This window comes from Dyella soli, assembly GCF_054482295.1.
Genome location: NZ_JBTFFU010000001.1, coordinates 1,477,584 through 1,492,153, shown reverse-complemented (window position 1 = coordinate 1,492,153; position 14,570 = coordinate 1,477,584). Strand labels below are relative to the sequence as shown.

The 14,570-nt window shown below is 67.5% G+C and carries 16 protein-coding genes; 5 read left to right on the top strand and 11 right to left on the bottom strand.

Annotated features, from left to right (window positions below):
- Positions 1-12: 12 nt before the first annotated feature.
- The 4 genes from ACXU4B_RS06875 to ACXU4B_RS06860 all read right to left on the bottom strand — a co-directional run bounded on the left by ACXU4B_RS06875 (position 13) and on the right by ACXU4B_RS06860 (position 3,101).
- Entirely contained in the window at positions 13-1,464 is a 1,452-nt protein-coding gene (locus ACXU4B_RS06875; protein WP_131408970.1) for an Hsp70 family protein, read from the bottom strand.
- A gap of 153 nt (positions 1,465-1,617) precedes the next feature.
- Positions 1,618-1,830: a DUF3820 family protein gene (locus ACXU4B_RS06870; RefSeq protein WP_131408968.1), complete on the bottom strand. Its 213-nt coding sequence runs from the start codon at positions 1,828-1,830 to the stop codon at positions 1,618-1,620.
- The gene (locus ACXU4B_RS06865) at positions 1,827-2,249 is read right to left on the bottom strand and encodes a VOC family protein (RefSeq protein ID WP_165583162.1); all 423 of its coding nucleotides are present in this window, start codon (positions 2,247-2,249) and stop codon (positions 1,827-1,829) included. Before ACXU4B_RS06865 ends, ACXU4B_RS06870 begins: the two co-directional genes overlap by 4 nt.
- Positions 2,250-2,291: 42 nt before the next feature.
- Entirely contained in the window at positions 2,292-3,101 is an 810-nt protein-coding gene (locus ACXU4B_RS06860) for a class I SAM-dependent methyltransferase (protein WP_131408966.1), read from the bottom strand.
- Positions 3,102-3,214: 113 nt separating this feature from the next.
- Here ACXU4B_RS06860 and ACXU4B_RS06855 point away from each other — a divergent pair, with 113 nt between their 5' ends.
- Both ACXU4B_RS06855 and ACXU4B_RS06850 read left to right on the top strand, forming a co-directional pair.
- Positions 3,215-3,637: a hypothetical protein gene (locus tag ACXU4B_RS06855; RefSeq protein ID WP_131408964.1), complete on the top strand. Its 423-nt coding sequence runs from the start codon at positions 3,215-3,217 to the stop codon at positions 3,635-3,637.
- A gap of 219 nt (positions 3,638-3,856) precedes the next feature.
- Positions 3,857-4,267, top strand: coding sequence for a VOC family protein (locus ACXU4B_RS06850; RefSeq protein WP_131408962.1), 411 nt, complete (start codon positions 3,857-3,859; stop codon positions 4,265-4,267).
- A gap of 54 nt (positions 4,268-4,321) precedes the next feature.
- Here the strand turns inward: ACXU4B_RS06850 and ACXU4B_RS06845 are convergent, their stop codons facing one another.
- The 3 genes from ACXU4B_RS06845 to ACXU4B_RS06835 form a co-directional block, all read right to left on the bottom strand.
- A complete protein-coding gene (locus tag ACXU4B_RS06845; protein ID WP_131408960.1) occupies positions 4,322-5,032 on the bottom strand; it encodes a DUF899 family protein in 711 nt (236 codons plus the stop codon).
- Positions 5,033-5,130: 98 nt separating this feature from the next.
- The gene (locus ACXU4B_RS06840) at positions 5,131-5,604 is read right to left on the bottom strand and encodes a hypothetical protein (protein WP_131408958.1); all 474 of its coding nucleotides are present in this window, start codon (positions 5,602-5,604) and stop codon (positions 5,131-5,133) included.
- A gap of 33 nt (positions 5,605-5,637) precedes the next feature.
- Positions 5,638-6,648: a tetratricopeptide repeat protein gene (locus tag ACXU4B_RS06835; protein WP_131408956.1), complete on the bottom strand. Its 1,011-nt coding sequence runs from the start codon at positions 6,646-6,648 to the stop codon at positions 5,638-5,640.
- A 192-nt stretch (positions 6,649-6,840) separates the two neighbouring features.
- Here ACXU4B_RS06835 and ACXU4B_RS06830 point away from each other — a divergent pair, with 192 nt between their 5' ends.
- Positions 6,841-9,147, top strand: a complete 2,307-nt coding sequence (locus ACXU4B_RS06830; RefSeq protein ID WP_131408954.1) for a transferrin receptor-like dimerization domain-containing protein — start codon at positions 6,841-6,843, stop codon at positions 9,145-9,147.
- A gap of 70 nt (positions 9,148-9,217) precedes the next feature.
- On the opposite strand, the gene ACXU4B_RS06825 is transcribed toward ACXU4B_RS06830, so the two are convergent.
- The 4 genes from ACXU4B_RS06825 to ACXU4B_RS06810 form a co-directional block, all read right to left on the bottom strand.
- A complete protein-coding gene (locus ACXU4B_RS06825; RefSeq protein WP_131408952.1) occupies positions 9,218-9,478 on the bottom strand; it encodes a GIY-YIG nuclease family protein in 261 nt (86 codons plus the stop codon).
- 24 nt (positions 9,479-9,502) lie between these two features.
- The gene (locus ACXU4B_RS06820; protein ID WP_131408950.1) at positions 9,503-9,988 is read right to left on the bottom strand and encodes a hypothetical protein; all 486 of its coding nucleotides are present in this window, start codon (positions 9,986-9,988) and stop codon (positions 9,503-9,505) included.
- Between the two features lie 99 nt (positions 9,989-10,087).
- Complete coding sequence (locus ACXU4B_RS06815) at positions 10,088-11,545, bottom strand: phytoene desaturase family protein (protein ID WP_205746531.1); 1,458 nt, start codon at positions 11,543-11,545, stop codon at positions 10,088-10,090.
- A 182-nt stretch (positions 11,546-11,727) separates the two neighbouring features.
- Positions 11,728-12,231 (bottom strand): ExbD/TolR family protein, encoded by a 504-nt coding sequence (locus tag ACXU4B_RS06810; RefSeq protein WP_240734029.1) that lies wholly within the window; start codon positions 12,229-12,231, stop codon positions 11,728-11,730.
- A 144-nt stretch (positions 12,232-12,375) separates the two neighbouring features.
- Between ACXU4B_RS06810 and ACXU4B_RS06805 the strand changes: the two genes are divergently transcribed.
- Both ACXU4B_RS06805 and ACXU4B_RS06800 read left to right on the top strand, forming a co-directional pair.
- Positions 12,376-12,981: a 2'-5' RNA ligase family protein gene (locus tag ACXU4B_RS06805; protein WP_131408948.1), complete on the top strand. Its 606-nt coding sequence runs from the start codon at positions 12,376-12,378 to the stop codon at positions 12,979-12,981.
- A 111-nt stretch (positions 12,982-13,092) separates the two neighbouring features.
- A complete protein-coding gene (locus ACXU4B_RS06800; protein WP_131408946.1) occupies positions 13,093-14,490 on the top strand; it encodes a M20/M25/M40 family metallo-hydrolase in 1,398 nt (465 codons plus the stop codon).
- The last annotated feature ends 80 nt before the right edge of the window (positions 14,491-14,570 follow it).

Genomic DNA, 14,570 nt, shown 5'->3' with positions numbered 1-14,570 from the left:
TGATGGTTTGCGCTAGCCGACGCTCGCAACGGCTGGCGCAGGCGATGCGTCGTGCGCTGCCGCGACAAGGCAACGAGCGGCTTCGCGGGCCGCGACCGCCAGTCCCGACACCACGCCCAGCGAGGGGTCGCCTTGCACCAGCGGAATCTCGGGGAAGCACGCCTGCACGCGTGCCCTGATCTGCGGCGAACGCGAGGTGCCGCCGGTCAGGAATACGCTGGCGGGCAGGGCAGGCAGGTCGTTGCGCACGTTGGACAGCGTGCGCTCCAGTTGGGCAAGGAAAGGCTCGATGGCCTGCTCGAGATCAGCGCTGCCCGCTTCCACGGCCAGGCCGGGCTCGAGGAAGTCCAGCCCGGCGCAGTGGCTGGTCGCGGTGCTCAAGGTAATCTTGGTGCGCTCGGCCAGCTGGTTGAGGCGCGTGGTGGCGCCGGGTTCCTGCAGCGCGCGCAGGCGCGGGCCGTAGGGTGCGGCAACGAGGCGATAGTTCTGTTTGCGGAACTCGCGTTGCTTGGGCAGGTTATGCACGCTGGCCGCTTCCACGAACTGGTGCTGCGGCACGCGCACGATGTCCTTGCCGAGCAATGGCATGAAGCTGTGCAGGCTCACGCCCACGTCCAGGTCGGTGCCACCCTTGGGCAGGCCCCAGTTGCGCGCAATCGCCGGCGCCTGGTCGCCGCCGAGGTGCGCGTGCGTCACGTCGGTGGTGCCGCCGCCGATATCCACAATCAATGCGTGCTGACGGGCCTCGAGACTCTTGTGGTAGTGCATCGCGGCAGCGGCAGGTTCTTCGAGGAAGCTCACTTCGTCGAAGCCGGCCACGGCGGCTGCCTCGCGCAGAATCTCGATGGCCTGTTGCGAGCCTGCCGCGCCCATCGAACTGCGGAACTCCACCGGGCGCCCGATCACCGCGCCGCGCACCGCCGCGCCGAACTGGCGGCTGGCGGTGAGGCGGATGTGTTCGAGGATGTGGGTGGCGATATGCACGATCACCTTGCGCACCTGCGGGTCGAGCCGATAGCCAAACATCGACTTGGGCGACTCGATGAGGTTGCCGCCACCGCTGTCGAGATAACCCTCCACCGCTTCCTCGCCGAACAGCGCGTGCTGGAAGCTCGCGACCGAGGCGGTAGCCTCGCGCGCCTGTTCCTCCATCCACTGTCTGCGTACGCTACGCAGCGCTTCCTGCCGCAACTCGCCCTCGCTGCGCGACTGCGCTGCCTGGCCGCGCGCCGCGGCAGCCGCGGCCATCTCGCGCTGCTGCGCGCGCAGCAGGCGCAGCTGGGTTTCCAGCCGTGCCTCGAGCTCGGGCGTCAGTGCAAAGTCGTTGGGATCGGGCACCAGCTCGGGGAAATACACTGCCGTGCGGAACTGCTCGGCCACGCCAAAACGCACCAGGGTCAACTCGCCGTTGACGATGGCGGCGGCCGCCGAGTAGCTGGTGCCGAAGTCGATGCCGATATGCATGGGGTCAGGTGAATCCTGTGCTGCAACCGCACATTATGACCTGTCGCGGAGGCTGACCCAAGCGCCGGCAGGGGCGGCAGCGACGCTTTTGCCCGGATATCGCGGCCCCGGCAGATCCATAGAGGCGCCGGCACGGCGCCGTGTCGCCGCGTGCTAGCGCTTGCGCAACGGGTCGAGCAGCGGCTTCAGGCCGTTGTGGTCGAGTTCGAGCGCCAGGGCCAGCAGGTTGCCCAGGTCGCCGCGAGGAAAACCCTTGCGTGCATACCAGGCGAGGTACGCGCCGGGCAGGTCGGCGATCAGGCGGCCCTGGTACTTGCCGTAAGGCATGGCGACGGTGACCAGCCGCTGCAGGTCTTCCGGCTTCACTTGGCAAACAGCCGCGAGCGATCCGCGAACGCCTTGAACTCCAGCGCATTGCCGCAGGGATCGAGCAGGAACATCGTGGCTTGCTCGCCCGGCTGGCCCTGGAAGCGGATGTGCGGCGCGACGATGAAGCGCGTGCCCGTGGCCTGCAGTCGGTCCGCCAGCGTCTGCCAGGCCTGCATGGACAGCACCACGCCGAAGTGGCGGACCGGCACCGCATCACCATCGACGTCGTGGGCGGCGACGGCGCGGGTTTCCTCCGGCGCCAGGTGCGCGACGATCTGGTGGCCGTAGAAATCAAAATCCACCCAGTTCGCGCTGGAGCGTCCTTCCGGGCAACCCAGCAGCTCGCCGTAGAACGCGCGTGCATTGGCCAGCGACGTGACCGGAAAGGCGAGGTGGAACGGTGGCAGCTCGTGCATGGTCGGGCTCGATGGCAGGAGGCCCGCCTTATTACCACCACCTCACGGTTTTACAAACCGCAACGTCATGCGGTCGGATTCGCCAATCGCCTTCATCTGCGCATGTTCGCTCTCGGGTCCCGCCAGATCGGGCGGAAGACGGTGGACGTTGATGTCCTCGGGATCGTTGCGGTTGGCATTGATCTCCGAGGCGTCCGCCAGCCGGAAACCGGCCTTCACCGCCTGCGAAATCATGTAGTCCTCGGAAATGCGATGCAGCGCGCCGGCGGTGACGTGGGCATCCTCGAACGGCCTGGCGCGATGTTCCTCGATGCCCAGGATGCCGCCGGGCTTGAGCACGTCGAAGGCTGCCTTGAAGACGGCGTCCAGCGTATCGGGGCTGTCGATCAGCCAGTCGTGCGTGTTGCGGAAGGTCAGCACCATGTCGGCCGAGCGGCTCGGGCCCAGGTTTACCTGTTCCGGTGGTGCAAACGGAATGACCCTGGTGATGTGGCCGAACACGGCCGGATTGCCCTTGAGCTTGGCGGTGAACTTCTCCGCCTTCGGCGAGGCCGCTTCGATCAGATGCCCGCGCGCGGCCAGATAGGGCGCGAGGATTTCGGTGTACCAGCCGCCGCCCGGCGACAGTTCGATGACCGTCATGTCGGGACGGATGCCGAAGAATTGCAGCGTCTCGACCGGATGCCGGTAGACATCGCGCGCCTTGTTGGCATCGGAACGCCAGCTTCCGTTCGCCGCCTCCTGCAGCGATACCTGCGTCGCGTCGGTGGCGCCGAAGGCGGCCGGGCTGGCCGAGATGATCAACAGCAGGACGGGAAACAGCGCGCTCAGCTTGCCGGTTCGGTGGAACATGGTTCGACCCTCCTGACGTGGACCCGCCAAGACTACGCCGAAATTCGCGGGACGGAGGAGCGCCGCGCGGCGACGATGGTTATGATCGGCCAGTCCACGGTGAGGACCATCCCATGTTCAAGCCCAGGAAGATCGAGAGCCGTACCGACTGGGTCGACCCGGACGGCATCAAAATCTACACGATCTCCGCCTTCGACCAGCCCGTCGATATCGAGGCCTATGCGGCGCGCCTGCAGGAAGCGAAGCGCACGCGGCAGGTGGACTGGCGCGCCACGCCTGCCTTTGCCATTTGCCACGATGGCGCCAGCGCGCGTTACCTCGTGCTGGCGTGGTGGGGCAATGACAACGAGATGTTCACCTCGGTGTCGGTGCAGATGGCTTCGGCGACGGCATGGGTCGAAGACCCCGGCCGCTTTTCGTTCTGCCTGTGGGACCTCGAAGTGATGTGGCACGAACGCAACATGTTCGTGGAGCTGATGTACGGCGCGACGCCCAGCCTGGAGGCATACCGGGCCGGGCGCTTCGTCGCCGCCTGACGAGACGGGACGGTGGCGCGGCGAGACCTGCCTGCGCAGTCGGGTGGTCGGGGACATCGACCGGACGTTCGCGCCCGATGCCCTATAAGCGGACCTGCCTTTGGCGACGTACCGGCGTCGTGGGCGCGTGTCGATCCTGAGCGACCCCGTTCGTCGCACCCATGACACGCGCGCTCACCGGTCACCGGGAGCGTTCATTCCACCGCAGGAGCCCATGCCATGCAGTTCATTCCGTACCTCAATTTCGACGGCCAGTGCAGGGAGGCCTTTGATTTCTACGCCACCGCGTTCAAGGCGAAGATCACCATGCGCATGACGTACGGCGAGTCGCCCATGGCCGCCGAAATGCCGCCCGAGACGCACGGCCGCGTCATGCATTCGCAACTGGAAACGGCGAACGGCCTGCTGATGGGCGCGGATGGTCCGCCGAATACCGCCACGCACAAGGGCTGCGTGAACCTGATGATCGACACGCCAGCCGAGGCCGAGCGCGTGTTCAAGGCCTTGAGTGACGGTGGCGAAGTGCAGATGCCGATCCAGGAGACGTTCTGGGCGAAGCGCTTCGGCGCGCTGACAGACCGCTATGGCAAGGCCTGGATGGTCAACTGCCTGAAGACGCCTGGCGAATGACAGCTCACGCGGGCGGCGGCCATCGTCGCCCGCGCGGTCCACCTGCGCGCAACATCAGGCCGGGTAATCGAGCTTCGGATACCAGTCGGTGCCGCGCCCTTCGGGCACGCAATCAAGCACGGTCCACAGCGGCATGAGGTCCGGGGCGCCGCGCGGGTCCTGGCCCGGGTCGGCGCTGGCGGCGCCCATTTCGCCGGCCCAGAACAGACGGATGCGGCCGTCCCGGCGGGTGAAGACGTTGAAGGCGGGTTCGTCGCCGCCGTTCTCGCCGATCGCGTGGTAATCGTGGCTGTAGTGGCCGTTGAGGTCCGAGTAGAGCCTGAGGTGGCGCCAGCCGCGTTCCTTCCCGAAGGCCTGCAGCCGTTCGATGGGCGAACGCGCAATGATCGCGAGCGCCACGCGTTGTTCGATGTCGCGCGCCTCGCCGTCCCAGGCGCTCAGCAGCGAGGTGCACATGGGGCAGGGCCGTTCCCGCTGCGGCCCGAACATGTAGCTGTAGGTGACCAGGCTCTGCTTGTCACCGAACAGTCCGGCGAAATCGACCGGTCCGTGTTCGCCCATGAAGCGGTAGTCGCCGGTGACCTCGGGGCCGGGCGGCAGCGCGCGGCGTTGCTCGGCCACCCGCTCGATGTGCCGGCGCAGTTCGATTTCCTCGGCCAGCAAGGCATCGCGCGCGTGGCGATACGCCTCGCTCTCGCCGGGAAAGCGCATGCCGTTGCGCATGGCCAGTTCAACGGCGGGGACAAGCGGCGGGTTCCTGGTCATGGGCGGTTACCTTGGCGAGGGAGGGGGCTCTTCCTGACGACGAACCACGGCGGGCGAAATCGACACCCGCCCTCCATGGACCGTCCAAGCCCTCGTCGTCAGGTCTGCTCGGGGTCCAGGTTGAAGTGCTCGACGCGCCCGACCTTGGCCAGCGCCTGCTGGACGGCCGGGCGCGCGATGATCGCGCGCCAGCGCTGCAGGCACTGTGCATCGACCGGCGTGAGGCGCATGTCGGCGTATTGCTGCATGTCGTCGAGCGCGGCACTGCGCCACTCTTCGTGGTCGAGGCGCTCGACCAGCAGGTCGGCGGCGGCGTCCAGGTCACCGGCAACCAGCAGGGCGCTCTGCCAGGTGGCGATGGCATCGGCTCGATGCTCGCGCATATAGGCCAGGTGCGTGGCCACGGCGGCCCGGTCGCCTTGCTGCAGGGCAATTTCCAGTTTCACGATTTCCAGCTGCATGCGTCCGAACGGGCTCATCGGGCCCAGTTCCGACACCATGGCCAGCGCTTCGCCGGGCCGGTGCAGGCCCGCATAGAATGACCCCAGGTTGATGATCTGGCTGACATTCATCACGCCTTGCTCGGGGCGTCGGGCCGCGCGCGACTATTGGTCGATGGCTTCGTCCCAGTGCCCTTGTCGCGCCAGCGCGCGGGCACGCTGGTCCAGCACCCAGACGTATTCCTCGTCGAAGTCCTTGTAGACCGACGAGCCTTGCACGTCCTTCACCTGGGCGATGACGCCATCGGCAAGCGCGATCACTTCGTCGTACTCCCGCGTGCCAAGCAGCAGGCCCTGCAAATGGGTCACGCGGCGCAGCGTGCCGGGTTCGGCGCGCACGCGCTCGCGAGCGGCGACCACTTCGGCGCGGGCGATGCGGTCGATGTCGTATGCCGCGGGGTTTGCCTGCGTGATGCCGTCGAAGCGCTTGTCGATGCGCATGCTGATGGCGACGCGGGCAGAGTCGATCTGCGCCGCGACGGCCGCGGCCTTGTCCATCCGGCCCTGTGCGATCAGCAGGCGCGCCAGGTCGCGCCAGAGCGGACTCGGCACGCCGTCGGAGTCCATCCAGCGGGCGTCATGGAGGGATTCGAGCATCTGCCGCTTGGACGCCTGCGCAGCGGTCGTGTCGAGCCGGTCGGCGATCTGGTAGATCGCGTGGTCATTGATGTCGTCCAGGGTCTCGGGCCAGCGCCGCGCGATCGTCGCCACGCAATACGCGCTATCGGTGTAATCCTTGAGGTCGAACGCGATCGCCAGGCGCGTGTACCAGATGCGGCCATCGGCCTGCCTGAACCCGGTGGCCTGGCGCAGCAGGCGCAGTGCGGCCTCGTTTTCCTTGGCTTCCTGGGCCAGCAGGCCCGATGCAGCCAGTGCGTGGTAACGCTGCTCCTCCGGTAGCCGGGCGAAGGCACTGGAACGCAGTACGCGGTTGAAGGCGGCCGTGGCGGCAGCCAGGTTGCCGTTGCGCAGGTAGACCTCGCCGAGCCGTTCGTCTTCGCGGGCAGCGTCGATCTCGGAAGCTGGCACGTCCGGTGGGGCGGCGGGCTTGCTGGCGCCGGCATGCGCCATCGAGGCCATCGTCAACAGCATGAACAACCACAGCATCTTGCGCATGGCCTTCTCCCCCTCAGGAGTGGGAAGTCTGCCTCAAGCCGCGGCCAGTTGCAGTCTCGCGCGCCAACCGGCGCAGGCATGACCTCTGTCCTACGCGGGCGCCGTGGCTCACAGGCTATAAGGGGAGGGTGACGCCGGCCCCGTGCGGCATGGCAACGACAAGACGATCCGTCCCCTGGGAGAGACAACGGCATGACCCGACTGAAAATACGGCCCCTGGTGGCCGCCGCCTGCCTGTTTGCAACATTCGGCAGCGCCATGGCGGCCGGCGAAGAAGGCCACGGCGAAGGCATGCTCGGCTTTACCGCTGCCGGCGCGACCGGGCAGCAGAGCCTGGAGCAGCGCTTCGACGCGCTGCTCGACCCCGCTGACCAGCGCGAGTGGCTGCGGCAGATGTCGTCCGCACCCAACCAGGTCGGCTCGCCGCACGACAAGGCCAACGCCGAATTCATGCTGGCCAAGTTCCGCGAATGGGGTTGGGACGCCCGCATCGAAACCTTCAGCGTGCTGTATCCCACGCCGAAGAAGGTGGCGCTGGAACTGCTCGGCCAGCATCCCTTCACGGCCGCGCTGAACGAGCCGGCCGTGGCGGGCGATGCCACCTCCGGCATCCGGCAGGACGCGCTGCCCCCGTACAACGTCTATGGTGCGGACGGCGACGTCACCGCACCGCTGGTCTACGCCAACTACGGCATGCCGGACGACTACAAGGAACTGGCACGGCGCGGCATCGACGTGCGCGGCAAGATCGTCATCACCCGCTACGGCGGCGGCTGGCGCGGGCTCAAGCCCAAGCTTGCGGCGGAGCACGGCGCCGTCGGCTGCCTGATCTATTCCGACCCGCACGACGACGGCTACGCCGAGGGCGACACCTATCCGCAGGGCGGCTGGCGCCCGGCAGATGCCGTGCAGCGCGGCTCGGTGGCGGACATGCAGCAGTATCCGGGCGATCCGTTGACGCCCGGCGTGGGTTCGACCCCCGGCGCCAAGCGGCTGGCGCTGAAGGACGCCAAGACCATCCTGAAGATTCCGGTGTTGCCGATTTCCTACGCCGATGCCACGCCGCTGCTGAAGTCGCTGACGGGGCCGGTGGCGCCGGCTGGCTGGCGCGGCGCGCTGCCGCTGACCTATCACATGGGCCCGGGCAGTGCGCCGGTGCATTTGACGGTGCAGTCGGACTGGGGCCAGAAGCCGATCTATGACGTGATCGCCACGCTCAAGGGTTCCACCGAACCCGACCAGTGGATCGTGCGCGGCAACCACCACGATGGCTGGGTCTTCGGCGCGTGGGATCCGCTCGCCGGCAACGTCGCCCTGCTGGCGGAAGCCAAGGCGATGGGCGCGCTCTACCGACAAGGCTGGCGTCCGCAGCGCACGCTGGTCTATGCCAGCTGGGACGGCGAGGAGCCGGGCCTGCTCGGTTCGACCGAATGGGCCGAAACCCACGCCGACGAATTGCGCCAGAAGGCGGTGCTGTACCTCAACTCCGATACCAACGGGCGTGGCTTCCTCAATGCCGCTGGCAGCCATTCGCTGCAGCACCTGGTCAACCAGGTCGCGGACGGCGTCACCGATCCGGAAACCAGGGTGAGCGTGCGCGAACGCATGCGTGCGCACATGCTGGTGACGGGCAGCGAGAAGAACGCCAAGGCCGCGGCCAAGGAGGACGCGAAGATCGCGCTGCAGGGCGGCGACCTGCCGATCGGTGCGCTGGGCTCGGGTTCCGATTTCAGCGCGTTCCTTGAACACCTGGGCGTCGCCTCGCTCGACCTAGGCTTTGGCGGCGAGGACGAAAGCGACGGCATCTACCATTCGCAGTACGACTCGTTCGACCACTACGTGCGCTTCGGCGATCCGACCTTCGCGTATGGCGTGACGCTGTCCAAGGTGGCCGGCCACATCGTGCTGCGCACGGCTGACGCCCCCGTGTTGCCGCTGCGTTTCGGCGACTTCAGCGCCACGCTCGACCGCTACCTGGTGGAACTGCACAAGCTGGTCGACGATACGCGCCAGGACACCGAGCAGCAGCATCAGCTGCTCGATCGCCACGCGTTTGCGCTGGTTTCCGATCCCGCGCGTCCGCTGGCGGCGCCCGAGCGCGACTCCGACATGGCGGACATCAACCTGGTGCCGCTTGACCACGCCGCGCGCGAGCTCAAGCAGAGCGCACAGGCTTTCCAGGCGGCCTACAACGAACGGGCGGCGGGCGGCTTCGACCTGCCGCCGGCGCAGCGGGCGGCGTTGAACGCGTTGATGGCGAAGATGGAGCAGGCGCTGTCCGATCCGGCCGGCTTGCCGGGTCGTCCGTGGTTCAAGCACATGATCTACGCGCCCGGCCTGCTCACCGGCTATGAAGTGAAGACGGTGCCCGGCGTGCGCGAGGCGCTGGAGGGCCGGCGCTGGAGCGAGGCCAACCAGTACGCGGTGGCCACGGCCAGGACACTCGACCGCTATCGTTCGCAGCTCGACCAGTTGACGGCCATGCTGAAGAAGTCGTAATCCACCGTCGCTGTTTCCCATGACTCATCCCGGCGCATGCGGGATGAGTCATGGGGCGATAGTCGGCGACTCAGGCCCGGTCTTGCGTGAGGTAGGCGATCTTGCGCTGTTTCGGCAGCTGCTTGATTTCCCACTCGGCGCGCGAAGCCGCGGCGCGATTCGGGTAGGCCCGTGCGCCGAGCAGTCGGCGGGGCGGATGGGAGCGCGTGTAACGCGCACCGCGTCCGGCCGCATGCGCCTCGTAGCGCGCGTCAAGGTCGTTGGTGATGCCGGCGTAGTACGAGCCGTCCTGGCACTCGATCAGGTACAGCCACCATGCGCACTCACTCACCGCGACGACCTCGTTGCGCCGGCACTACGACTGCACGGCCGAGGTGCCGCCGGCCGCGGCGGGATGCAGGAAGATCCGCGCGAAGAAGGCCACGATCCAGCCGAACAGCAGCATCGCGGCAAGGTTGGCGATGAAGCTGTAGGTGCTGAAGTGCGGCACCTTGCCGAGCGCCGACAGCGGCACCACCACGTAGTTCATGACGATGAAGATGACAACGCCATATGCGACGCCCCAGACCGGCCAGTTGCGCGTGCCGGCGAGGCGGCGTGCCGCGAACACGAAGATGGCGGCGATGAGGATCGACATGGCCCACTGCAGCACCAGCCCGAGCACGGCGACCGAGGGCGGGCCGGCCAGCGCCGACTTGCCGAGCAGTCCACCGGCGATGTACTTGAGGATCACGACCGGGTTATAGCCGCTGATCAGCGAGGCGGCGCCGATATCCAGCGTGCCGGCGACGAAGCCGCCCCAGAGGGCGGCGGCAAGGGCGGGGTAGCGCGTGCGGTTCATGCGGTGCTCCGTGGGTGTTTGGAATTCCGTCGATGGCAGGGCATGCGTTCTGACCGCGCACTCTAGTGGCCGCAGCGACGAATGGCGACATGACTTTCCTCAGGGCCGTGTTGGCGTCAGCAGGGCGTCGGCCGCGAACACGCCCGAAAACATCGAGGTGGCCACGCCAAAGCCCGGGTAAGTGGTCTGGCCGGCAAGGAAGAGCCCGGCCAGCGGGGTCTTGTGGGGGAACTGCTGGTCCGGCCGCGCCGCCGGCGACAGGCCGTAGACCGCGCCGGCATGGAGGTGCATGTGCTCAGCATAGTCCCTGGGGCTGAGCAGGCGCGTGGTGGCGATATCCAGCGGCTGGTATCGGCCCAGCGCGGCGATATAGGTTTCCGCCGCCGTCATCCTGACCTCGTCGCTCCATGCTTCCAGCGGAAGGCTTTCGTCGACGGCGCCAAACAATTCCACGATGCTGCCGCCGGCAGGCGCCAGGTCCGGCATCGGCCGCGTGGGCACGGTGTAGTTGAACCAGCGGACGCCATCGGGCTGCGGTAACAGGAACTGCGACTGCTCCTCCATCAGCGGCACGTGGTTGACCGAATGCGCCGGTGGCAGCAGCCGGTTGCGCAGCCCCAGCTGGATGCCGAGCGTGCGGTGCGACAGCGGCGCGCGCTGTACCCGTCGTTGCATCGCGGGCGGCACCAGCGATGGCTCCACCAGTTCGGTGAACGTGTGCATGCCGCCCGTGGTGGAGACGACGGCATCGGCGGCGACTACTTCGCCACTGGCCAGGGCCAGTCCATGCGCGCGCCCGCCTTCGATGCGGATGCGCGCGACCGGCGCCCCGGTGCGTACCTGTCCGCCGAGCCGGCGGAAGGTCGACTCGAGCACATCGGTGATCGCGCCCATGCCACCTTCCGGCAGATAGAGGCCGTCCTGCAGCATGGAGACCAGCCCCACGATGAGGAAGGCCGGCGTACGTTCGGCGGGCAGGCCGGTGTAGAGCGTGACCGCGGCCAGCGCGGCGCGCGCCTGCGGATCGCTGAAGCCACGCCTGAGTTCGCCGGCCAGGCTGCCGCGCAACTTGGGCAGGTGCCGCCAGGTCCTGGCGAACACGCGCGGGAGCGACATCGGCCGGGTCAGCAAGTCGTCGGTGAAGATCTTCAGCAGCGGGTTCCAGCGCGCCAGGCAGCGTTCGATCTCGCCCAGCAGCGTGACCGTGCGCGCCTCGCCCCGCTTGCCCTCGACGCGTACGTGGTGCCGGTCACCCAGGGTGACCAGCGTGTCATCCGGCAGGATCGACGCCTGCGGCGTATTGATGCGACGCATCGGCAGCACGGTGGCGCGATGCAGTTGCAGCCGCTCGAAGGCGTGGTCAAGCAGGTTGGGAACGGCCACGAACATGGCGCCATTGTTGAATCGAAAACCATTGACCAGCGTGGTGGAACAGCAGCCACCCAGGGTGTCGTTGGCTTCGAACAGACTGACGCGAACTCCTTGCTGCAACAGTCGTATGCCTGCGGCCAGGCCGGCGACGCCGCCGCCGACAATGGCGGCATGGTGGATCTTCATCCGTGCACTCCAGCATGGGCTTTCGGCCCGGAAGATAGCGAAGGATCATGTGCGGACGATGTGATTCCGGTAACGCCCGGCAGCATGCCCTTCGCGGGACGGATCTTTCGCCTGCCCTTGCCCTGCCGCAGCCGCCGCCGGGGTTCCACCCCCACGCTGCGGCTGCGGCCCCGCCCGGTCGCTTACCGGCGCTCGTCCATGAAGTCGATCCGGTCCAGACCTTGCCGTCTCGCGCTGGCGATCACGCCGGCCACGATCTGGTAGGGCACGCCGTCGGCGGGATCGATGAAGATCTTCGGTCCGTCCTTCCGGCGTGCGGCCACGGCAAACTGCGCACTGAGCATGGATGAGTCGATGGGAATTTCGTTCCAGGCCATCGATCCGTCGGCGTGGATGGCGAGCCGGACCGGTTCGGCCTGAAGCGGCGCATCGGGCGCGGCCTGCGGCAGGTCGAGCGACAGCTTGTGCGTAATCACTGGCGACGTGATCATCACGATGACCAGCAGGACCAGCAAGACATCCACCAGTGGCGTCACGTTGATCTGTGCGATGGGTACATCCGGGCTACGTGCAGAGAAAGCCATGGATCTTCCTCCTGACTGCGTGATGTGGCTCGATGTGGGAATGCCGTGCGTGGGGACGCGCCGGCGGCCCCAGCATACGCCCGCCTTGCCGGGCTTGCCCATGGCCGGTGCGTGCCGCGCGGCGCGCGAACCCTCGTTGCACCCGGGCGGTGGCGTCGATGCATGGAGGCGTGGAAGACGGGCGCGATGCCCGGGCCTACAATCGCCGGTGTCCCCGTTCCGCCCGCCTGCTTCCCGGTTCTTGCCATGCCCACTCGCCGTACCGATCCGACCTCCCGGCAATTCGACCTGTTGGGCGCCGGTGTGCCAGCACAGGTGCACCGGTTGTTTTTCGCGCTGCTGCCGGGCGAGACCGAGGGTGCACGCATCGAGCGCGCCGCGACGGTGGCGGTGGCGACGCAGCATCTGCGGGCACGCATGATCCGGCCGTCGCGCTATCACGCCACGCTGCATTTTCTCGGCGACCATCCTTCGCTGCGCAGCGACATCGTCGACGGCGCGATCGCCGCGGCGGGCAAGCTGCGTTGCGCGCCGTTCGAGCTGGTGCTCGATGGCGTGGCCGGCTTCCATGGGCGCGAGCCGCCGTGCGTGCTGCGTTGCTCGCAGGTGCCGCCGGAGTTGCAGGGTCTCTGGCAGGACCTGCGCCAGGCGCTGACCCTGGCGGGACTGGGCAACCATCTCGCGCGAGTCTTCACGCCCCACGTCACGTTTGCCTATAGCCGCGGCGCACTGCCGGAGGCGATGCCGATCGAGCCGATCAGCTGGCGGGTCGAGGGCTTTGCCCTGCTGCACAGCATCGTCGGCGGCGGGGAGTACCGCACGCTGGACGCATGGCGCTTTTCGCCCGTCTAGCGGTTGGCGCCTGGCTCTCCGGACATCGTGAAAATCCTTGCAGCCGGGCGTGCACGACGGGCCGGTCTCAGGACATACTCACGGCTCCTTCCGACGCCGGTGAGATGTTCCATGAAGAAAACCCTGCTCGCTTCGCTGCTGACCTTTTCGGTCGCGCTATCTGCACAGGCAGCCACGCTGGATCCGAACCAGGCACGGGCACGCGACATCTTCAGCCACCTGATCGCGTTCAAGACCGAGATCGGACAGGGGCAGGTGCCGGTGATGGCGAAGTACCTGGCCGACCAGTTCCGCGCGGCAGGCTTTCCGGAGTCGGACATCCACATCATTCCGCATGGCGAAACGGCAGCGATGGTCGTGCGCTACCGGGGCAATGGCACCGGCGGCAAGCCGATCGCCTTGATGGCGCACATGGACGTGGTCACCGCCAAGCCGGAAGACTGGCAGCGCGATCCGTTCAAGCTGATCGAAGAGAACGGCTACTTCTACGGACGTGGCACCGAGGACATCAAGAGCGGCGTGACCGTGCTGGCGGCCAATTTCATCCGCCTGAAGAAAGAAGGCTTCGTGCCGTCGCGTGACCTCGTCATCGTCTACACCGGCGACGAGGAAACCACGCAGGACACCATCGAGGACCTGGTCAAGAACCATCGCGACCTGGTGGACGTGGAATACGCGCTCAATACCGATGCCGGTGGCGGTGAACTGAGCGAAGCGGGCAAGCCGCTGGTGTACGGCATCCAGACCGCCGAGAAGGCCTATGCGAGTTTCGAGCTGACCACGCACAACCCGGGCGGGCACAGTTCGCTGCCGCGTCCGGACAACGCCATCTATGAACTGGCCGACGCACTGAAGAAGGTGCAGGGCTACAGTTTCCCGGTGATGTGGAACGACACCACGCTGGCCTCGTTCAAGGCGCTGGGCGCGACCACGCCGGGCAAGCTGGGCGAGGCGATGCGTGCCTTCGCCAAGGACCCGCACGACGCGGCCGCCGCGGCGACGCTGGCCGCCGAGCCGTCCGAGGTGGGCAAGACCCGCACGACCTGCGTGGCCACCCTGTTGCGCGGCGGCCACGCCGACAATGCGTTGCCGCAGTCGGCCACGGCCACCATCAACTGCCGCATTTTCCCCGGCGTACCGGTCAATACCGTGCAGCAGGCGCTGCAGGACGTGGTCGGATCCAAGGTCTCGGTGGCGCTGGTGGGCAAGGCGGTTGCCAGCGATGCCTCGCCGCTGCGTCCGGACGTGATGGCGGCGGTGACCCGGGCCGTCCATACCATCCGCCCGGGCGTGACGGTCACGCCGGAGCAGGAGTCGGGTGCGACCGATGGCCTGTATTTCCGCGCCGCCGGTGTGCCCACCTACGGCGTCAGCGGGTTGTTCATGAAGACCAGCGACGCGTTCGCGCATGGTCTCAACGAGCGCATTCCGGTGAAGTCGTTCTATGACGACGTGGCCTACTGGCATGTGCTGCTGACGGACCTGGCCGGCAAGCCGGCGGCGAAGTGACCCGGACGGCCTCGCCCTTTCCGTGGGGCGAGGCCGGGCAGGGGGCTGCCGGCTCGCCTCGCCCGTCGGCGGGTCCGGAG